A 21,736-nucleotide genomic window follows, 5' to 3' on the forward strand; every position below is an offset into this window, starting at 1 on the left:
ATAATCATCAAGTTACAAGCACTTAAATTAGGAGGAATGTCAAAATGAAGTATCCAAAATTATTTTCAGAAGGAAAATTGGCCCTGTTACAGTAAAAAATCGAATCGTCTTACCAGCGATGGGCATCAATATGTCCGATAATGGTTATGTCAATGAAGCGATCGTCAACCATTACACAGAACGAGCAGAAGGTGGTGCAGGTCTTGTGATCGTTGAAGTCTCTTGTGTTGATGCACCTCAAGGTCTAAACACCTCTAATATGCTCGTGATCGATGATGATAAATATATTGATGGAATGAGCGAACTAGCGGCATCGATCCATGAACACAAAGCAAAATGTCTACTTCAAATCAGTCATACAGGTCGCGGTGCCCGCCGTAAAATAACTGGGCAACAACCAGTTGGCCCTTCTGCTGTTGCAATGCCATATACGTTTATGATGGGCCTTTCAAATGAAGCTCCAAAAATGCTGACAATTGCTGAAATTCAAGCAATCGAAGATAAATATGCCCATGCAGCACTAAGAGCAAAAAAAGCTGGTTTCGATGGCATTCAGCTGCATAGCATCGGTTATTACATGGGAGAGCAGTTTCTAAATTCAAAATCAAATACCCGAACAGATGAATATGGTGGCAGCAAAGAAAAACGAATCACCTTCCATCTGAACATTGTTCGAAAAATCAGAGCCTTATGCGGAGATGATTTTGCCGTCACCGTTAAACTAACCGTATTGGAGCTTGGTGAAGATGGCGGAATCACCCTTGAGGATGGAACTTATTATGCTTATCGTCTCCAAGAAGCAGGTGTTGATGCCCTTGAAGTCATGGTTGGCGCTTGGAAACAGGAAGCGACCTTGGAGGATGTCGCAGATACTGGATCTGCTAAAGGACAACTCTTTGATATCTCTGCAGCTGTCAAAGCTGGAATTTCACAAATTACTGGAAATGAGCCTAAAATTCCAATCATTAGTGGTGGTCGCTCAGGATACGCTCAAATTGCTGAAGACGCATTGCAAAACGAGAAATGTGAATTTGTCTTTATGGGCAAAGGTCTTTTAGCAGAACCAAACCTGCCAAACTTAGTCCTTCAAGACAAAGAAGCCTTGATTCGTCCTTGCGTTGGCTGTAACACCTGTATTGATCAACAACTACAATATGATAAACATTCTAGATGCTCAAGCAATGCGGTTTTAGGCAATCTAAATAATCGTTACAAGCTTGAAAAAACAGAACAAAAGAAAAATGTTGCTATTATTGGCGGTGGGATCGCCTCAGTTGAAGCCGCCCGTGTTATGGCTTTAAGAGGGCACGATGTAACGATTTACGAAAAAAATAACTATATCGGAGGACAAGTACAATTAGCGGCAGCTCCCCCTCATAAAGAAAATATATCTCCGATGCTGGATTATTTTAATGCGATCATCACAGAGCTAAATATTCACGTAAAATTAAATTCACCAATGAATGTCGATACGATTCTAGCGTTAAATGCCGATGTTGTGATTTGCGCCACTGGTCCAACACCAGTAAAATTAATAATTCCAGGCATTGATCTACCAAACGTTTTTGATGCAAAAGAAGCGTTATCTGGAAAAGAAACTGGTCAATCAGTCGTAATCATCGGTGGTGGTGTAGTTGGTTGTGAAACAGCTGAATATCTTGTAGAGCAAGGCAAAAATGTAACGATCATAGAAGCCACTGATAATTTCGCTGCAAAAATGGTCATGACGAATCGCACAATTTTATTAGATCATTTGACTCTTTTAGGTGCTACCTTTATGAGCAGCACTAGATGCATAAAAATCAATGAAAACTCTGTTGATGTTCTGGATGAATCTGGTGCTTTGAAACAAATCCCAACAGATACTATCTTAATATCTGTCGGTGAAAAGCCAAATACAGAATTATATGACAACCTACTTGGTAAGGTTCCTGAAGTGTATAATATCGGTGATAGTCATACTCCCGATTGCTTTGCAACGAGTATTAAACAAGGTCATGAAGTGGCTATAAGTATTTAGAAAAAAGAATCAGATGACACCTGTTTCACGTCATCTGATTCTTTTTTTGAAAAATTTTAATTTTGGCTCATTATCGGTTAACTATATTTCTACTCAGTAACCTTACCAGACTGTACGTTTTCACTCTCAACTGTAAGTAGCCCCTCCTTTTGCCACATGCTATAGTTGATTTATCAAATCAAAGCTGCGAACAAAGAGGTGAAATATATGATCGAATTTATGTTAAATCTTGTTTATCAAGTAACTATCTGTAAATGGTTGGAAAAATCATCAAAGAGGAAAGCCTAATTACCACACCTGTTCTTCTCTGATCCGCCTGGTTCTTTTACTATCTATCAATTTCAGATTAATTATCTCTATTGGGTGAAAAATTTAATCAGACTGACTTTTATTATGTTTGACCTAGAGTTGACTCTAAATGGTACAATGAAGTTGATAAAAAATGGGAGGTAACTTTAATGGCTTACAAAATTCATGAATTTTCAAAAATGACTGGTCTTACCCCTTATACTCTACGTTTTTATGAAAAAGAAGGCTTGATCACAGTAAAAAGAGATCAGAATAATATCCGAATTTATGACGACCGCAATAAGGAATGGATCGACTTTTTTATGCATTTAAAAAAAACAGGAATGACAATTGAGGATTTAAAACAGTATATAGCTTGGTGGTATGAAGGAGATTCTACTAATCAAAATCGCTTGGACTTGTTGAAAAAGCAAAAGGAGATTGCTTTAAGTGAAATGAAGCAGATTCAAGAAGGGATTGACATGCTTGATTATAAAATCGATGTTTATACAAAAAGAGTGCATGAAAACTAAAAAAAAACATGAGGTGGAATCAGACGTGTTTATTTCCGAAGGAGCTGCTTTTTTCTCGCCGTTTATTCAGTTTTAGAGCCCGGGAAAAAACTAATTTTTAGTTTTTCCCGGGCTCATACTTTTAAAATTTTTCTTCAGGTACTATTCCTCAAACTATTTATTATAAATTTTCGGACCTTTACGCATATTTTTACGATCATTTTTAGGCGTTTCCATTTGTTTTGAACGGCCGCCGCCTTGTTTTTTCTTGATTAGTTCTAACATTTTTTTCTTTGTATCCATATTACACCGTCCTTGTCAAAAGAGTAACAGACTCAATATGTGTCGTTTGTGGGAAGTTATCTACAGGTTGAACTTCCTTAACTTCAAAGCCGCCTTCAACGAGTAGTGCAAGATCTCGTGCCAGCGTTGCTGGATTACAGCTCACATACACAATACGTGCTGGTTTTGTTTCGATCAATGTTTCTACTAAACTTGCTTCTAAGCCTTTACGTGGTGGATCGACGATCACAACATCAGGTTTGATGTCATTTTCGATCATTCTTGGTAATGCTTCTTCAGCTAAGCCTGCTGTAAAGGTTGCATTCGTGATGTTGTTCAGTTTTGCGTTGCTCTCAGCGTTTTTCACTGCTTCTTCAATGACTTCAACGCCGTAAACATGTTTCGCATCTTTCGCTAATGTCAAACCGATCGTACCAATTCCACAATACGCATCTACGACAACTTCTTCACCAGTCAATGCCGCATATTCTTTGACTTTATTGTACATCACTTCTGTTTGTTTTGGATTTACTTGGTAGAATGAACGAGATGAGATTTCAAATTTCAAATCGAAAATCGTATCGATCATTTTATCTTCGCCATGTAAAAGAATCGTTTCATCACCAAAGATCACGTTCGTTTTCTTTGGATTCACATTTTGTACGATGCTGACAACTTCTGGCAATGCTTCTAAAATATCAGGAACGATCTTACTTGTTGGGAATAATTTTGGTGTTCTAGTGATTAAAACAACCATCATCTCGCCAGTTTGATAACCACGACGTACGACAATATGACGCAAGTTTCCTGTGTTATCTGATTCGTTATAAGGTTTGATGCTGTAACGTCTCATAATATCACGGATTTTGATGACTGCTTCATCAATTTTAGGATCTTGAATATAGAAATGTTCTAATGGAATTAAATCATGACTATTTTTTCTGAAGAAGCCAGTTTGCAGTTTGTCATCGATTTTTCTTACTGGGATTTGTGCTTTGTTACGGTAGCCCCAAGGATCGTTCATGCCTAAAGTATCTAAGACAGGAACATCAGGTAACTTAGCAACTCGCTGCATCACGTTTTTCACCTGGTCTGTTTTGAACGTGAGTTGAGCACCATAAGCTAAATGCTGTAATGGACTGATCCCAACTTTAGTAAAGTTTGCATCTTTGACTGGTACACGGTCTTCACTCGATTTTAAGATCGTCAAGACTTTCCCGTAGCCGAAACTTTTACCGACTTTCAAGACTTTGATTTCAATTCTTTCACCTGGCAAGGCATTTTCTATAAAAAGCGGGTAGCCGTCAACTTTGGCAACACCCATTCCTTCATGTGTCAGATCAATAATATCAACTTCGATTGTTTCATTTTTGTTCACTGGAAAATTATTCATAAGTCGCTCCTTCTTTAATGCGCTTCTCTCATTCTAATGAAAAAATGCTAGAAAAGCAATAGAGAGATTGCTTCTATGGCTAAAAGAAGTAAAATTTAATTTTTCTATTTAATTGATTTCAGCTAGTTTATTTTCAATCAACTGGATCACTTCTTTTTTCGCTTCTTCATCCTCGATAAAGTCATATTTGTCTCCATCAATTTGGATTTTAGGACTTTCGTTATAGTCTTCAAACCATTGCTCATAGCGTGTATTCAACTCTTTATAATAATCATACAAAGATGGGTCTTGTTCTACTTGTTCATAAGGGCGTCCTCGTCTTTGAATCCGCTCCAGCATTTTGGGAAAGGATATTTTAATGTGGACTAGTAAATCTGGTCGCTTTTTGTGAGCCGCAAAAGGTAGCTCTTGTAACATATTTTCTAATAAAGAATCATACACTTTTACTTCTGTTTCATTTGCTCTACCTAAATCAGCATTTAAATGGAATAATAAAGAGTCTTCATATATAGAACGATCTAAGACATTATTTTCATGAGATAGTGCTTGTTTAATACTATCAAATCGTTTATTCAAGAAATAAATTTGTAGTAAAAATGCATATTTTTTTGGATCTGCATAAAATAAAGGCAATACTTCATTATCATCGACCGATTCATAAAAAGCATCTGACCCTAAATGTTCCGAAATAATTTCTGTTAAACTAGATTTTCCTGCACCAATTGTGCCTGCTAAAACGATCACTGCCATCGAACTCCCTACCTATTAATAATTATTTTTTTGATTTTTAACCAATGGATCATACCGTAAATAGAATTGATCGTATACATGCAGTACATGACAAATAACGCATAATCGCCTCCAGCATGCATACCTGCTCTAAACCATAATACTATTGAAAAAAGGTTTCCTAATAACCAAAAAACGAATTGTGACTGATACCTTTTGATCATCAATAGCATCGCCGTTGCAGACACGCTGAATGTCACTGCATCAAGAATCTGTTGAGCATCATTGACAAAGCCTAACAAATAATAGGCGATAACACCAATTGCCAACCACACCAGTCCAGCATACAGCCATTGAATGCCTTTGAGCATTTTGACATCTGTCACATTTCCAGATCCATCGTCACTGACTTTTAACCATGTGTATAAACCTGCAATATCCATGATAATATAAAAGCTTTGTAGCAAAACCTCGGCATATACACGCGTTTTAAAGCCAAAATAGCCTATGATCAATGCACTTATAAAACCAAATATATAATTGCTCGCTTTCCCTTGAGCGATTAGATTAACACAAATAATACCGGATAAACCGCCCATTAGAGTGATCCAACTAGACGGATTAAAAGAAAACGCGACTAATTGTACACAAATCATTGTGAGTAAAAAAAGGTAGTTTTTTCGTTTCCAACCTTTAAAATCATTGATAATAAAATTTGAACCCATTTCAAATAAACCTTTCACTTGTCCTATTTATCATTTTCTGCAGAGATGACGACTTATTAAATTTACCTCTCTTTCAAATACAAGTCAATGAGAATCCTTCTCAATCATTGATTATGAGATATTTTTTATACAATATATTGTGTTTTTTAATTTTCAAACCCCATATATTGTGTTCCACCTAGTTTCCACGCTTTAATCAGATCTGGCAAAACAAAAAATATCTAAGACAAATCTGTCTTAGATACTCTTTTTTATCTTGAACGTTTAACCAATTTTGCCATTATTATCAATGTCTTCTTCAGTCAACCGTTCAACTTCTTTTACAAATTCTTTGCTTGTTTCAAGGTACTCATCTTCTTCATCAGAATCGTTATTATAATCATCTAAAACTGAACCCATGATTGCATTAGATGGAATAGCATCTGCATTGGCAAACATTTCGATATGCTGATGTAAATTAGTAAATTCCATCGGTGCATCGCCGCCATACTCACCATCTAAATTGATCATCATACGACTATTGGTTTCCAACGTTTCAGCATGTAACCGACTGGTTTTTGTATAAATCAAGCGATTATCTTCTATATGTTTACCGCCATTAAGCATTAATGCTGCTAAATGTAAAATCTCAAAAACATTGGCTGTTTTTACGATAATTAGAGAAAATTTTCCATCATCTAGTTTTGCATCAGGTGCAATCTTTTCAAAACCACCAACTGAATTAGTTAGTCCTAAGAAAAACATTGAAGCATTGCCTTCATAAACACCTTCATCATATTCCATCCGCATTTTGATCGGTTTAACACGCGGCAGCATTTCAGCCCCTTTAGCCAAATAAGCTAAATAACCAAAAATACTTTTAAGTTCTGAAGGAACTTCATAGGTCAATTCAGTTAAATGGCCGCCAGCTGCAATATTGATAAAATAACTGTCTTGTGCTTTACCGATATCCATTTTGACGGTTTGATTTTTTTTGATGACTTCTGCGGCTTTAAGAATATTATCTCTAGGAATTTTTAATGCTCTTGCATAGTCATTGGTTGTTCCAGCAGGAATGATCGCCATCGACGGTCTTTTTTCTAAAGGAGCAATGCCATTGACGACTTCATTGATCGTCCCATCACCGCCAGCCGCTACGATTAGGTCAAACCCTAATTCTGCAACTCGGCGTGCTTCGTTTTTAGCGGAATTTTCTTCTGGAGTTGTAGCAAAAGCACTAGTTTCATATCCGCATTCTTCTACCACAGAAAGAATATCAGCTAGGTTTTTTTTGACTAATTCTTTTCCTGAAGTTGGATTATAAATCACTCTTGCTTTTTTCATAATCTTTCGCTGCTTTCTAGCGTTTTGCTAATTCTTCTTGGAGCAATTTGTTTACAACGCCTGGGTTCGCTTGTCCTTTGGTTGCTTTCATGATTTGGCCAACTAAAAAGCCAACTGCACGATCTTTTCCATTTTTGAAATCATCAACAGATTGTTGGTTATTATCCAATACTTCATTGATGATCGGTAATAATTGTGATGGATCAGATAATTGAACAAGTCCTTTTGCTTCAACCACTTCTTTGGCATCGCCACCGTTTTCGATCAACTCTTTAAAGACTTTTTTAGCGATTTTAGAGCTGATTGTACCATCTTCGATCAAGGTGATCATCCCCGCCAAGTTAGCAGGCGTTAATTTTGTATCTGGTAATTCGATTTTTTCACTATTTAAATAAGCTGAAACTTCACCCATCAACCAGTTAGATACTTGTTTGGCATCTGCGCCTTCATTTAATGCTGCTTCAAAGAAATCAGACATTTCTTTTGTTAGCGTTAGAACCATTGCATCGTATTCTGGTAAGCCTAGTTCTTTGATATAGCGAGCACGACGAGAAGCCGGCATTTCAGGTAAGCTGTGACGAACACGTTCGATCCACTCATCATCAATTGCAAAACGAGGTACATCAGGTTCTGGGAAGTAACGGTAGTCACTTGACCCTTCTTTAACACGCATCAATAATGTTTTGTTGGTTGTTTCATCAAAACGGCGTGTTTCTTGTTGGATTTCTCCACCAGATAATAACACTTTCGCTTGACGTTTTTCTTCAAATGCTAGACCTTTTTTTACAAAACTCATTGAGTTTAAGTTTTTAAGTTCGGCTTTTGTTCCAAATTCTTCTTGACCATATGGACGTAAAGAAATATTGGCGTCACAACGCATTGATCCTTCTTCCATTTTCACGTCAGAAACACCTGTGAAAAGGATGATTGAACGGATAGCTTCTAAGTAAGCATAGGCTTCTTCCGGTGAACGCATATCCGCTTCTGAAACGATTTCGATCAGCGGTGTCCCTTGACGGTTTAAGTCAACATAAGAATAACCGCCGTCACCATGGATATTTTTCCCAGCATCTTCTTCTAAATGCACACGTTCGATACGAATACGTTTTGTTTTACCTTCCACTTCAATATCGATCCAACCATCGTGACCGATCGGTTGATCGAATTGAGAAATTTGGTAGGCTTTGGGATTATCTGGATAGAAATAGTTTTTACGGTCAAAATGCGTATCTTTTGAGATTTCGCAATTTAACGCAAGCGCTGCTTTCATACCAAATTCAAGGGCTTGTTTATTCATAACAGGTAATACGCCTGGGTAACCCCAGTCGATCACGTTTGTATTGCTATTTGGTTCTGCTCCAAAGTGAGCTGGGGCAGGTGAAAAAATTTTGGAATTTGTTTTTAATTCTACGTGGACCTCAAGTCCGATGACAGTTTCAAAATTCATTAGTCATTCCCCCCTAAGATCACAGGTTTTTTCGTATGGAAATCTGTTGCTTGTTCAAAGGCATATGCCGCTTTGTACATCGTACTTTCATCAAAAGCTTTACCAATGATTTGTAAACCAACTGGTAATCCTTCTGAGAATCCAGCTGGAATTGACATACCAGGTAAGCCAGCTAAATTGACTGGAATCGTCAATAAATCATTCATATACATTGTAATCGGATCATTGATATTTTCACCTAAGCCAAATGCAACAGTTGGTGAAGCAGGGCCAATGATGATATCATATTTTTCAAAAACATTATCAAAATCTTGCTTGATCAAGGTTCTAACTTGTCCAGCTTTTTTAAAGTGAGCATCGTAATGTCCCGCACTTAACGAGAATGTACCAAGCATAATACGACGTTTTACTTCTATACCAAACCCTTCAGAACGTGAATTTACATATACATCTTCAAGATTTTTCACGTTTTCAGAACGATAGCCATAACGAATCCCATCAAAACGTTGTAGGTTTGAGCTTGCTTCTGATGAAGCGATGATATAATAAACAGCTACGCCATATTTAGAATGAGGCAAGCTAACTTCTTCTACTGTTGCACCTAAGGCTTTAAATGTTTCCGCCGCTTTAAGAACAGCTTCTTTAACGCCAGCATCCACCCCTTCACCTAAATATTCTTTAGGTAAAGCAACCTTCATGCCTTTGATATCACCAGTTAAACCAGCAGTAAAATCAGGAACAGAGGTACCAGCTGAAGTACCGTCTTTTTCATCAAAGCCACTGATTGCGTTCAGTGCTAATGCGTTGTCTTTAACATTTCTTGTCAATGGACCGATTTGATCTAAACTAGATGAAAAGGCGATCAATCCAAAACGAGAAACACGCCCGTAAGTTGGTTTCATCCCAACGATTCCGTTAAATGATGCGGGTTGACGAATACTGCCACCTGTATCAGTTCCTAATGAAACAGGTACTTGACCTGCTGCTACAGCTGCGGCAGAACCACCAGAAGATCCTCCAGGAACTTTAGTATGATCCCATGCATTCTTTGTTTTCTTGAAGTACGATGTTTCCGTACTTCCGCCCATCGCAAATTCATCCATGTTCAATTTCCCAACAGGGATCATATCTGCTTGATAGACTTTATCCATAACAGTTGCATCATAAATAGGATTGAAGTTGTGAAGCATTTTTGATGCTGCTGTCGTTAAAATATCTTTGGTTACGATATTATCTTTGATCCCAATTGGTATACCTGCTAAAGGATTTGATTCAGTAATGCCTTTAAGATCGATTGCTTTCGCTAATGCCAAGGCTTTTTCATCACTGATCGTAATAAAGGAATCCACGTCTTTTTCTGTCTCATTGATGCGATTTAACGTAGCTTGTGTTAAATCTGTTGCAGTGATTTCTTTTGAAACAAGTAAATCATGCAATTCTGTTAATGACTTATCGTATAATTTTTCCATTATGCACCAGCCTCCCCATTGTCGATAATTGCTGGCACTTTAATGTAGCCATTCTCTGATTCTGGTACGTTTTTCATTAACTCGTTACGATCCATACCAGGTGTTGCTACATCTTCTCTCATTACATTGATTGATTGCGCAACGTTAGAGGTAAATGGAACACCCTCTGTATCTACTTCTTCTAATAATTCCACCATGTCGATGATTTTGCCTAATTGATCAGTAAAGTCTTTTAACTCCTCATTGGAAAAAGACAGTTTGGACAATTTGGCTACATGTTTTGCTTTTTCTTCACTGATTGCCATGGATACCCTTCTTTCCTTTAGAAAAACTCACTCAAGAGTTCACTAGTTCATTTTTATACTGTTCAACGACATTTTGCGTTAAAAAACAGCTTTTTTCTTATTCTATCATAAAATTCTAAGAATTTTTGAAAGAGATGGAAGAAAATAGTCTGAAAATGTAAAAAATAGCACCGAACAGTCGATTTGTTTCATTTTTAAGCTATTCGTCTAACTCTTTTGTGTAGCTATTATCTAATGCGGTGACCATTTGCTGTTCATCCCACACCTCGACACCAAGATCTTGTGCCTTAGTCAATTTACTACCAGCATCTTCACCGGCAACCACAATATCCGTTTTTTTCGAAACACTGCCGGTTACTTTTCCGCCAAGATTTTCGATTTTTTCTTTGGCTTCTTCTCTATTGTAATGGGTCAGTTTCCCAGTTAAAACAACCGTTTTATCTTTGAATGGTGATTCTACAGCTTCTAATTGAGACGTGCGAACTCCTTTATACTCAAAATTCACACCAGCCTTGGTCAGTTCATCCATCAATTCGTGGACTTCTTCATTTTCAAAATACGTCACTAAACTATCCGCGATGATCTCACCCATCGAATCTAACGCCACAACTTCTTCTTTCGTTGCTTGACTGATTGTTCTTAGATCACCAAAGTGTTCTGCTAAAACTTTAGCTGCCTTAGAACCCACATGACGAATGCCTAACCCAAAAATCAAGCGTTCAACGGAATTCTCACGACTTGCGGCAATGGCTTGATAAATATTATTCGCAGATTTTTCTTTGATTTTTTCCAAAGTCATCAATTGTTCTTCAGTTAAAAAGTAGAGATCAGCGACATCAGCGACTAGTTCTTTATCATACATTTGTTCTAATACACGAGGACCTAAGCCATCAATGTTCATCGCGTTTCTAGAGACAAAATGATTCAGACCTTCTTTGATTTGAGCAGGACATTTAGGATTGATGCAACGCAAGGCAACTTCTTCATCCAGATGAACTAATTCACTATGACACACTGGACAATGGGTTGGAATTTCATAAGGTTGGCTATTTTCATCCCGTTTTTCTGTCAATACTTGCGCCACTTCTGGAATAATATCGCCAGCTTTGTAAATAATCACCGTATCATTCAAACGAATATCTTTCATCGCAATGAAATCAGCATTATGCAAACTTGCGCGGCTAACGGTCGTACCTGCTACACGAACAGGCTGCATTACAGCTGTCGGCGTTACAACACCCGTGCGTCCAATCGTCCACTCAATTTCTTCCACGATTGTCTGGGCTTCTTCTGGTGGAAATTTATAAGCAATCGCCCAACGCGGTGCTTTAACAGTAAAACCTAATTCATCTTGAATCGTGAATTCATTGGTCTTGATCACAATTCCATCGATTTCATAAGGTAATTCTGAACGTTTTTCATGGTATTCTTCGATATATGCCCAAACTTCATCAATATTTTGGCATAGCTTTTTTTCAGGATTGGTTCTAAAACCGATTTCTGATAGTTCATTTAGCGCATCGTACTGCGTTTGTGCCGTCATTGGTCCAAAATCAGCGACAGTGTATAAGAAGGTACTGAGATTTCTTTTGGCAACCATGCTTGTATCTAGTTGACGCAAGCTGCCGGCTGCAGCATTTCTTGGATTCGCAAAAACATCTTGTCCTGCTTCTTCACGTTCTTTATTTAAATTGACAAACGATTGTTTCGGCATATAACATTCGCCGCGAACTTCAACTGAAATTGGTTTTTTCAGCTCTAAAGGAATCGATTTGACCGTTTTTAGATTCTCAGTGATATTTTCACCGACAGTTCCATCTCCACGAGTCGCACCTTGAACAAATTTCCCATTTTCATATTTTAATGAAATAGCTAACCCATCGATTTTTAGCTCACAACAATAAGTAACTTGTTTTCCAGCTAATTTTTGAACGCGTTCGTCAAAATCATAAATGTCTTCTTTACTAAAACCATCATTCAAACTATACATTTGCACTTCATGTGTGACTTTTTCAAAGCCTTGTAAAATCTTTCCACCAACTCGTTGCGTGGGTGAATCAGAAGTGATCAAATCTGGGTATTCAGTTTCTATGTCTGATAATTCTTTATACAAGCGATCATACACATAATCTTCTACGGTCGGTTTATCGGCAACATAATATTCATGAGAATACTGATTTAACTGAGCTCGTAGTTCTTTTGCTTTATCTGTCGCTTCGGCTAATGTTAACGGTTTTTCCGCCATAATTACCCCTCCTATATTTTTTCAATCGGAGCAAATGCTGCTAATAAGCGCTTGATGCCTTTTTCTGGGAAAGCAACGTCTAGTTCTAAGTCTTTAGCGGTACCGCCAACGCGAACGACTGTACCTGTTCCCCACGCTTTATGTCTGACTTTATCTCCTGCTTGCCATGCCATGGATTCTCCGCCGCTTGCAACTTTATCTGTTACAGGCTGTTTGGTTGGCTGCGCATAAGCAGGTTTAAACACTTTAGGTTCAAAGGTTCTAGCAGGTGCTTTAGGTGATGCGATCGATCCTTGTAAATCTAATAATTCTTCATCGATTTCGTCTAAGAAACGGCTTGGACGATTGTATTGTGTTTTCCCATATAGTGTTCTGGAGAAAGCGTTGGATATATACAATACTTCTTCCGCACGAGTGATCCCAACGTAGGCCAGACGACGCTCTTCTTCTAGTTCGCTTTCTTCTAACATTGCACGAGATAGCGGGAAAACTCCTTCTTCTAATCCAATCAAGAACACAACAGGAAATTCAAGACCCTTAGCTGCGTGTAACGTCATCAGCGTCACTTGAGAAGTACTTTCTTCTAAATTATCTAAGTCTGAAACTAGCGCTAAATCATTTAAGAATACAGCTAATTTTTCATCTGGCGCGTCGGCCTCTTCTTCAGCTTGGCGTTCATAACGTTTATCAAATTCTTGGGTAACGGTTAAAAATTCATCCAAGTTCTCTAGGCGAGCCTGAGATTCTAAATTGTTTTGTCTGACTAGTTCTTCACGATAACCACTGCGTTCCAAAACTTCCTTAACTAACTCCGTAATTGTTAAATATGGAATCATCTGGGTCAAATCTTGGATCATCATACCAAAGCTACCCAATTCTTTACCGGCTTTTCCTGAGATATTTGCTAAATCCACATTTTGTGAAGCCTCTAATAATGACCAGCCGTGCATCTGAGAGAAACTTCTTAATTTCTCAACAGAACTTTTACCAATTCCACGTTTTGGTTCATTGACTACTCGTTCAAAACTAAGAGAGTCCATTGGATTAGAGATGATATTTAAATAGCCTAAAATGTCTTTGATTTCTTTACGATCATAGAATTTATGACCGCCGACCATGGTATAAGGAATGTTTGATTTCAACAGCATTTCTTCCATTACACGTGACTGGGCATTCGTACGATACAAGACTGCAAAATCTCCATAAATACGGTCTTTTTCGCGCATTTCTTTTTGGATCTGTCCCACGATAAACTGCGTTTCATCCCGTTCATTATCGCCACGATAATAAACGATTTTTTCTCCGTCGGTATTTTCTGTCCATAATTTTTTATCACGACGATTACGGTTATTTTTGATAACATTATTCGCTGCATCCAGAATTTTTTTAGTTGAGCGATAATTTTGTTCCAACATAATAACGGAAGCATCTGGATAATCTTTTTCAAAATCCAAGATATTCTGCATATCTGCGCCACGCCAACCGTAGATACTTTGGTCAGCATCACCCACGACACATAAATTTTTGAAACGTGCCGCCAACATATTGACTAAAGTGTACTGAGCATGGTTAGTATCTTGATACTCATCTACGTGAATATAGTGGAATTTATTTTGATAATACGTCAATGAATCAGGATGTTCATTGAATAAACGAATCGTATTCATGATTAAATCATCGAAGTCCATACACTGATTGTTTCTTAATTCTTTTTGATACATCTTATAACATTTTGCAACGACTTGCTCATATGGTGTTCCTTGCAATTCCTCCACTTTTTCAGGAGTTTGCAGCTCATTTTTAGCATTACTGATTGTTCCTAAAATCGAGCGAGGATCATATTTTTTCACATCAATATTCAGTTCATTTAAAATTCGTTTCATTAATGTCCGTTGTTCAGAAGTATCAATGATCGTAAAATTGCGATTATAACCAATATGGTCAACATCTCTGCGCAAAATTCGTACACACATTGAGTGAAATGTGGAAACCCAAACATCATTTCCGCCAACCTCTAATAATTTCCCAACCCGCTCTCTCATTTCTTTTGCGGCTTTATTGGTAAATGTGATCGCTAAAATATTCCACGGATTCACATCTTTTTCTTCAATTAAATAGGCAATGCGGTGTGTTAATACTCTCGTCTTTCCGCTACCTGCACCCGCCATAACTAATAAAGGCCCTTCTGTATGTAGAACGGCTTCTTTTTGTCTCGGGTTCATACCTTGGATCAAGGCGTTTTCTTGTGCCATCATCAACGTCCTCTCTCTTTTTTCAATCTTATACATTATACCAAATATAGCAGGAAAATTCTTTAATAATGATGGAATTCTCGGAACAATATTTTCTTTTTGAACGATGTTGATTATGATGACAACTCAACTTTACTTATTGTTTTTGTTGATTCGAAAGGGATAAAAAAACTCACTCAATAAAGAGTGAGACCAAAAAATAAAAAGTACAAAGACTGCTAAATAGTATTTCAATCCACTCACTCAATAAAGAGTGAGACCTAAATTGCTACCCCAACCAGCTAGACGACCACTAATTTCAACCCACTCACTCAATAAAGAGTGAGACACACAAGCAGAAGGTTCTGATTTTTCACACGCAGATTTCAATCCACTCACTCAATAAAGAGTGAGACTCAATTTTTTGTTTCAAATCATCCATCAACTTTTATTTCAATCCACTCACTCAATAAAGAGTGAGACTGGAATGACGAGTTGAAGTATCAAAAAGGCTTACTATTTCAATCCACTCACTCAATAAAGAGTGAGACTCTTTCGCACTGATCACGCTAACTTTCTTCTTAGAATTTCAATCCACTCACTCAATAAAGAGTGAGACCGAACAAAGTCCAGCTTGTTGATTTTCGTAAAACATTTCAATCCACTCACTCAATAAAGAGTGAGACGTTTTAAAGAAAAATCGTTCCTTTTATCGTTAATTTCAATCCACTCACTCAATAAAGAGTGAGACAGCGAAAAAGTAATAAAAAACTTACAAATTCGCTATTTTAAAATATTAAATCCAACTGAAAATGAAAAAAAGATGAGAAAAAATGCTATTCACCCTCTATTTTCAGCTAAATTCTGGTGCGGATCTCCTAGTAATTCCATGGGCACTAACGGTCCGCACCAAATTTCCATGTATCCTAAATTTTTTCTTACTATACTTAGTATAATTATTCTTTAAACGGAAGTCACGCTCTATTTTATATATCATTTAACACGAGTGGTAAGTACTTCTTTTCATTATTCTCCTTACTAAGTCAGACCTTCAATTCCCCTACTCAATTTTTCAACACTCTCTTCATTTACATAGACAGAAATTTCGCCACCGTTTACTGGAAATGTTCCTGCACCTGTTTCATCTAATGTTACTTTCGTATCATTATTTCCTAAAATATCAACAAATATTTTACCAGCGTGTACTGCGCTGATCGTCATTATTTTTTGCCCCGCCTGGGCGTTCGTCATGATAACCGCATAGCCGGACTTTTCTCGATCGAATGTGCCCGTTCTAATCCAGCCGATTACATTTGGATCATCAAAATAATCCATTTCACTCCCATAGGCTAAATGTTCACGAATTTTCAGCAATAATTCTAGATCTTTTCCTACAGCATCTACATCTTGCGTTGGAATCCCAAACAAATCTCCCCAAAAAACGACTGGTGTTCCTGCTTTTCTCAACAAAATCAGTGCATACGCATGCACTTTGAACCAGCCATCGACCCATGACTCTAAACTTTGACCTTTTTGAGTGTCATGATTATCAACAAAAGTCACAGCCCATTCTGCACGCTCTTTAGCCAATGTTCCTTCAAAAATATTACGCATATCGTAGCGGCCGTCAGAGTTAGCAGCTTCATAAAAATGATAATGCAACGGCACATCAAATAAAGAGATCAGTGTTCCAGAACTATCGATATAATTCGTTAATTTTCCCAGTTCACCATTCCAATACTCTCCAACTACAAACAAGTCTTTGCCTTTTTCTTTTCTTCTATTTAATAACCAATCGACAAAATAATTAAATTGAATATGTTTGACCGCATCTAAACGATAACCATCAACATCTGTCAAACTCTGATACCATTTTCCCCATTTGTCTAGCTGCTGAATTGTTTCAGGGTATTCCATGTCTAAATTACAACCCATCAAATAATCGTAGTTGCCATTTTCATTATCAACTTCTTGTTCCCAGCCCTTTCCACCAAAATTGAAAATACCATGATCCTTCCTTCGATCATCATAATCAACACCTGAAAAATTTTTCCACGTCCAAATATACTCATTGTATTGACCGTTTCTTCCTGGAAAAGTAAATTTCGTCCACGCTGAAATCTCTTCTTCACCACTTAGCGCTTCGTTCCGATCATCAGGATGATATTTTACTGCTGAAACATCTTCTTCTTCATCTGCACCCATAAAATGATCAAAAACAATATCTCCATAAACTTCCATTCCATTTGCTTTCAATACTTTGATACAAGTCAAATACTCTTCTAGTGTGCCATATTTCGTTGGAATCGTTCCCTTTTGATCAAACTCGCCTAAATCATATAAATCATAAGGTGCGTATCCTACATCTTCTAGACCATTTGCTCCTTTATAAGCAGGTGGAAGCCAAACCCCATTGATTCCTTTGTTATGCAAATTTTCGGCTAATTCGCTCAGACGCTTCCAATGTTGCCCATCTGCTGGTAGGTACCATTCAAACCCTTGTAAGATTGTACGATTATGCATATGTATCCCTCCGATTTATCTAACTTCATTAAGCCAAAGAACAAACCTCTTTGTCAAATAATAAAATTTGGGTTCTTTTACACTACTTCTTGAGCGTTTTAAAACTTTTTTGATCGTTTTTGACTGTTTTTGATTGCATCAGCTATTTAGATATGCTATTATAATCATTGAAAAGAGGTGTGAAAATGCTTACAGAAGAAAGACATCAAGCAATTTTACGTTTACTAGACCAACAGTCAGTTGTTAAATCTCAAGAATTATCTACCCTTTTAAACGCTTCTGAATCAACAATTCGTCGTGATCTACAAGAATTAGAGGACGCAGAGTTACTTGAACGTGTTCATGGCGGTGCTAAACGGATTCTAAATTTAGGTTTTGAACAAGACATGACTGAAAAATCAGTCAAAAACACTCAAGAAAAACAAGCAATCGCTTCTTTAGCTGCTGAATTTGTTCATGATGGCGATGTTATATATCTAGATGCTGGTTCAACTACTTTAGAAATGCTGCCATTTTTAATAGGTAAAAATATCACAGTTGTTACAAATTCTGTCCATCATGCTGCGAAATTAGGCGACCTAAACATTAATACGATCATTCTTGGCGGAGCGCTAAAACTATCTACAAAAGCAATTATCGGAGCAACTGGGATGGAGCAACTAGCTCATTTTCGCTTCAATAAAGTCTTTATGGGCATGAATGGTGTCCATCTTGAATTTGGTTTGACCACTCCTGATCCTGAAGAAGCTGCTTTAAAACGTTTGGCTATTGCCCAAGCAGAAGAAGCATATGTTTTAGTTGATCAAACTAAATTAAACAAAGTAACCTTCACAAAAGTAACTGAGCTACAGGATGTGACTCTACTTACCAACCACTGTTCCTCAGAGTTACTTGAACAATTTCAGAAAATAACAACGATCAAGGAGGCAGGACAATGATTTACACAGTAACATTAAATCCTTCAATCGATTATATCGTCCATGTAGAAGGTCTTAAATTAGGTGATTTAAATCGAATGACCAATGACTTTAAGTTACCAGGCGGCAAAGGAATCAACGTTTCAAGAATATTAAAAAGGATTCATGCTGAATCAACGGCACTAGGTTTTTTAGGTGGATTTACAGGGACTTTCATTGCTGATTGGTTGGCCAAAGAACAAATCCAGACTAATTTTACAACCGTTCGTGAAGATACTCGGATCAATATCAAACTAAAATCTGAAACAGAAACTGAGATCAATGGTTTAGGACCTGCTATCTGCAACGAAGAAATGCAAGACCTCAAGCAAGCATTAAGCCTTATTTCAGAAGGAGACATCGTCGTCCTTTCTGGAAGTACACCTGCAACACTACGTGAAGGGTTTTATGAAGAATTGATTCAGATCATCAAAGATAAAAATGCTGAGTTTATCATTGATACAACAGGCAAAGATTTATTAAATGCATTACCTCAAAAACCACTACTGATCAAACCGAATAACCATGAATTAGCTGAACTATTCAATGTTGAATTTCAAACGATGGAAGATATTTTACCATTCGGGGAACGTTTATTAGAAGATGGTGCTAAACATGTAATTATTTCAATGGCTGGCGACGGCGCTTTGCTCTTTACAGAAGAAGGCATCTATCGCTCAAACGTATTAAAACGACCATTAAAAAACTCTGTAGGCGCTGGCGATTCGATGATTGCTGGATTTGTCGGAACATTTGCTAAAAATGGTGACCCAATTGAGGCGTTCAAGTGGGGAGTTGCTTGTGGCAGCGCTACTGCTTTTTCAGATGACTTAGCATCTGCTGATCTTATCAATGAATTAATTTCAGAAGTGGACATTGAGAAAATTAAGTAACTTTAAATTTTCTATAGGATTAACCGATTTGTTCCGCTTTTATACTATCTAACTTCAAGGGCTAGCCTTTCGGGAAAAAGATAAAATCCGATTGTGGTAAAAAACGCCACCCTCTGATTTTCCTATTTTCCTGTCAAGGCTGACCAAGCTCTTTCAGCTTTTATACTATCTAGCTTCAAGCGCTAGCCTTTCGGGAAAAAGATAAAATCTGATTGTGGCAAAAAACGCCACCCTCTGATTTTCCTATTTTCCTGTCAAGGCTGACCAAGCTCTTTCAGCTTTTAAAATTAGGAGGAAAAACAATGAACATCAAAGACTTACTAGTCAAAGACGTGATGATTATGGATCTGCAAGCGACCGATAAAAAAGGTGCGATCGATGAAATGGTCCAAAAAATGTACGATGGCGGTAGAATTTCTGATATCAATACTTACAAAGAAGGAATTTTAAACCGAGAAGCTCAAACTTCAACAGGTCTTGGCGATGGAATCGCCATGCCTCACGCCAAAAATAGTGCTGTCAAAGAAGCTACTGTCCTATTTGCCAAAAGCAATAAAGGTGTTGATTACGAAGCCTTAGATGGACAACCAACTTACTTATTCTTTATGATTGCTGCTCCAGAGGGCGCTAATGACACTCATTTACAAGCATTGGCCGCCTTATCTAGATTGTTGATTGATCCTGATTTTGTCGCAAAATTAAAAGAAACAAAAACGCCAGAAGAAGTTCAAAATCTATTTCAATCTGCCGAAGAAGCGAAAGAAGCCGAAGAAAAACAAGAACAAGTGGAAGAAGCCTCTAAAAACACTCAGGATACCAACCGTAAATTCGTCGTTGCTGTTACCGCTTGTCCTACTGGAATTGCCCATACATACATGGCTGAAGATGCCTTGAAGAAAAAAGCCAAAGAAATGGGTATCGAGATCAAAGTTGAAACAAATGGGTCTGAAGGAATTAAAAATCGTCTAACTGCTGAAGACATCGCTCGTGCAGATGGTGTCATTGTTGCAGCCGACAAAAAAGTAGAAATGAATCGCTTTGATGGCAAAGAATTAGTCAACCGTCCAGTTAGCGATGGGATTCGTAAAACAGAAGAATTAATCACACTGGCAACGAATGGTTCAGCACCGATCTTTCATAGTTCTGAATCAGATACAAGTGAAGAAGATAGTTCTGCCGATGGTTCTGTTGGTTCAAGAATTTATAAAGACCTGATGAATGGCGTCTCTCACATGCTTCCTTTTGTTATTGGCGGCGGGATCGCAATCGCACTTTCATTTATGATCGATCAATTTATTGGTGTTCCTCAAGATCAGCTAAGTATGCTTGGTAATTATAATGAAGCAGCTTCTTGGTTCAATCAAATCGGTAGTGCAGCCTTTGGATTTATGTTACCTGTCTTAGCAGGATTTATTGCTTCAAGTATTGCTGATCGTCCTGGATTGATTGTAGGGTTCGCTGCTGGTGCGTTAGCGAATACCGGTGGGGCTGGGTTTTTAGGTGCTTTAGTAGGTGGTTTCCTTGCTGGATATGTTATTATTTTCTTGAAAAAACTTTTCAAAGGTTTGCCTAAATCACTTGATGGCATCAAAACAATTCTATTTTATCCAGTTTTTGGTTTACTGATTACTGGTGGATTAATGCTCTTAGTTAATATTCCAATGAAAGTTATCAATGATGGATTGAATGGTTTCTTACTAAGTTTAGATGGAACAAATGCCGCACTTTTAGGCGCTTTACTTGGCGGGATGATGGCGATCGACTTAGGTGGTCCGATCAACAAAGCAGCTTATGTATTCGGGACAGCTTCCATTGCTGCAACTGTTACAGAAGGCGGTAGTATCATTATGGCTTCTGTTATGGCAGGTGGTATGGTTCCTCCATTGGCTATTTTTATTGCAACGTTGATCTTCAAAAATAAATTTACGCAAGACCAAAAAGATGCTGGATTGACCAACTTAGTAATGGGTCTATCTTTTGTTACTGAAGGGGCGATTCCATTTGCTGCAGCTGATCCGATACGAGTGATACCAAGCTTTGTTGTTGGTTCAGCATTAGCTGGTGGTTTAGTCGGTGGTTTTGGGATTCGCCTACTAGCTCCTCATGGCGGAATCTTTGTAGCATTATTGCTTAGTCACCCAATCTTATATTTGGTATTTATCGCAATCGGGGCAGTTATTTCTGCTTTGATTTTAGGAATTGTAAAAAAACCAGTTACACAATAAATAACTTATTAAACCTCAACGAAAGAGAGTACGCTCTCTATTCCTTGAGGTTTTTTCTTTGACACAAAATTTGGATCGTTTACGTTTATATCATTCGCTTTAAAAAAAAATCTATATTAAACTATAATTGAGAAACATGCACTCTTTACGCATTAAATATTTCTTCACTA

Annotated in this window: 16 protein-coding genes and 1 CRISPR repeat array; of the genes, 5 read left to right on the forward strand and 11 right to left on the reverse strand. The window is 37.6% G+C overall.

The window, feature by feature from the left end; genetic code table 11:
- Nucleotides 1–76: 76 nt before the first annotated feature.
- Together V192_RS0113705 and V192_RS0113710 are read left to right on the forward strand one after the other, a co-directional pair.
- Nucleotides 77–2,020: an FAD-dependent oxidoreductase gene (locus V192_RS0113705; RefSeq protein WP_275574549.1), complete on the forward strand. Its 1,944-nt coding sequence runs from the start codon at nucleotides 77–79 to the stop codon at nucleotides 2,018–2,020.
- Between the two features lie 458 nt (nucleotides 2,021–2,478).
- Nucleotides 2,479–2,841 carry a MerR family transcriptional regulator gene (locus tag V192_RS0113710; RefSeq protein ID WP_025872664.1) on the forward strand — a complete coding sequence of 121 codons (363 nt, stop codon included), beginning with the start codon at nucleotides 2,479–2,481 and terminating at the stop codon, nucleotides 2,839–2,841.
- Between the two features lie 153 nt (nucleotides 2,842–2,994).
- On the opposite strand, the gene V192_RS22630 is transcribed toward V192_RS0113710, so the two are convergent.
- The 11 genes from V192_RS22630 to V192_RS0113765 form a co-directional block, all read right to left on the reverse strand.
- A complete protein-coding gene (locus tag V192_RS22630; protein ID WP_010773187.1) occupies nucleotides 2,995–3,123 on the reverse strand; it encodes a hypothetical protein in 129 nt (42 codons plus the stop codon).
- A gap of 1 nt (nucleotide 3,124) precedes the next feature.
- On the reverse strand, nucleotides 3,125–4,495 hold the full coding sequence (gene rlmD / locus V192_RS0113720; RefSeq protein ID WP_025872666.1) for a 23S rRNA (uracil(1939)-C(5))-methyltransferase RlmD: 1,371 nt from the start codon (nucleotides 4,493–4,495) through the stop codon (nucleotides 3,125–3,127).
- A gap of 108 nt (nucleotides 4,496–4,603) precedes the next feature.
- Nucleotides 4,604–5,245, reverse strand: coding sequence for a deoxynucleoside kinase (locus V192_RS0113725; RefSeq protein WP_025872668.1), 642 nt, complete (start codon nucleotides 5,243–5,245; stop codon nucleotides 4,604–4,606).
- 8 nt (nucleotides 5,246–5,253) lie between these two features.
- On the reverse strand, nucleotides 5,254–5,949 hold the full coding sequence (pnuC, locus tag V192_RS0113730; protein ID WP_025872670.1) for a nicotinamide riboside transporter PnuC: 696 nt from the start codon (nucleotides 5,947–5,949) through the stop codon (nucleotides 5,254–5,256).
- Nucleotides 5,950–6,213: 264 nt separating this feature from the next.
- Nucleotides 6,214–7,272, reverse strand: a complete 1,059-nt coding sequence (locus V192_RS0113735) for a diacylglycerol kinase (protein WP_025872672.1) — start codon at nucleotides 7,270–7,272, stop codon at nucleotides 6,214–6,216.
- Between the two features lie 16 nt (nucleotides 7,273–7,288).
- Nucleotides 7,289–8,719 (reverse strand): Asp-tRNA(Asn)/Glu-tRNA(Gln) amidotransferase subunit GatB, encoded by a 1,431-nt coding sequence (gatB, locus tag V192_RS0113740; RefSeq protein ID WP_025872674.1) that lies wholly within the window; start codon nucleotides 8,717–8,719, stop codon nucleotides 7,289–7,291.
- Nucleotides 8,719–10,188, reverse strand: coding sequence for an Asp-tRNA(Asn)/Glu-tRNA(Gln) amidotransferase subunit GatA (gatA, locus tag V192_RS0113745; protein ID WP_025872676.1), 1,470 nt, complete (start codon nucleotides 10,186–10,188; stop codon nucleotides 8,719–8,721). Before gatA ends, gatB begins: the two co-directional genes overlap by 1 nt.
- Nucleotides 10,188–10,493 (reverse strand): Asp-tRNA(Asn)/Glu-tRNA(Gln) amidotransferase subunit GatC, encoded by a 306-nt coding sequence (gene gatC / locus V192_RS0113750; RefSeq protein WP_025872678.1) that lies wholly within the window; start codon nucleotides 10,491–10,493, stop codon nucleotides 10,188–10,190. The genes gatA and gatC overlap by 1 nt, the downstream gene beginning before the upstream one ends.
- A gap of 199 nt (nucleotides 10,494–10,692) precedes the next feature.
- Nucleotides 10,693–12,738, reverse strand: a complete 2,046-nt coding sequence (ligA, locus tag V192_RS0113755; protein ID WP_025872681.1) for an NAD-dependent DNA ligase LigA — start codon at nucleotides 12,736–12,738, stop codon at nucleotides 10,693–10,695.
- Nucleotides 12,739–12,749: 11 nt separating this feature from the next.
- Nucleotides 12,750–14,990: a DNA helicase PcrA gene (pcrA, locus tag V192_RS0113760; RefSeq protein ID WP_025872683.1), complete on the reverse strand. Its 2,241-nt coding sequence runs from the start codon at nucleotides 14,988–14,990 to the stop codon at nucleotides 12,750–12,752.
- Between the two features lie 227 nt (nucleotides 14,991–15,217).
- Nucleotides 15,218–15,720: a CRISPR direct-repeat array (repeat unit 33 nt; unit sequence ATTTCAATCCACTCACTCAATAAAGAGTGAGAC).
- A gap of 287 nt (nucleotides 15,721–16,007) precedes the next feature.
- Nucleotides 16,008–17,492 (reverse strand): alpha-amylase, encoded by a 1,485-nt coding sequence (locus V192_RS0113765; RefSeq protein WP_025872685.1) that lies wholly within the window; start codon nucleotides 17,490–17,492, stop codon nucleotides 16,008–16,010.
- Between the two features lie 185 nt (nucleotides 17,493–17,677).
- Between V192_RS0113765 and V192_RS0113770 the strand changes: the two genes are divergently transcribed.
- The 3 genes from V192_RS0113770 to V192_RS0113780 all read left to right on the forward strand — a co-directional run bounded on the left by V192_RS0113770 (nucleotide 17,678) and on the right by V192_RS0113780 (nucleotide 21,566).
- Complete coding sequence (locus tag V192_RS0113770; RefSeq protein WP_128080826.1) at nucleotides 17,678–18,430, forward strand: DeoR/GlpR family DNA-binding transcription regulator; 753 nt, start codon at nucleotides 17,678–17,680, stop codon at nucleotides 18,428–18,430.
- Nucleotides 18,427–19,341: a 1-phosphofructokinase gene (pfkB, locus tag V192_RS0113775; RefSeq protein ID WP_025872689.1), complete on the forward strand. Its 915-nt coding sequence runs from the start codon at nucleotides 18,427–18,429 to the stop codon at nucleotides 19,339–19,341. The genes V192_RS0113770 and pfkB overlap by 4 nt, the downstream gene beginning before the upstream one ends.
- Nucleotides 19,342–19,643: 302 nt before the next feature.
- Nucleotides 19,644–21,566: a PTS fructose transporter subunit IIABC gene (locus tag V192_RS0113780; RefSeq protein ID WP_025872691.1), complete on the forward strand. Its 1,923-nt coding sequence runs from the start codon at nucleotides 19,644–19,646 to the stop codon at nucleotides 21,564–21,566.
- The last annotated feature ends 170 nt before the right edge of the window (nucleotides 21,567–21,736 follow it).

The sequence above is a fragment of the Enterococcus crotali genome, assembly GCF_000633635.1.
Lineage (GTDB): Bacteria > Bacillota > Bacilli > Lactobacillales > Enterococcaceae > Enterococcus_L > Enterococcus_L crotali.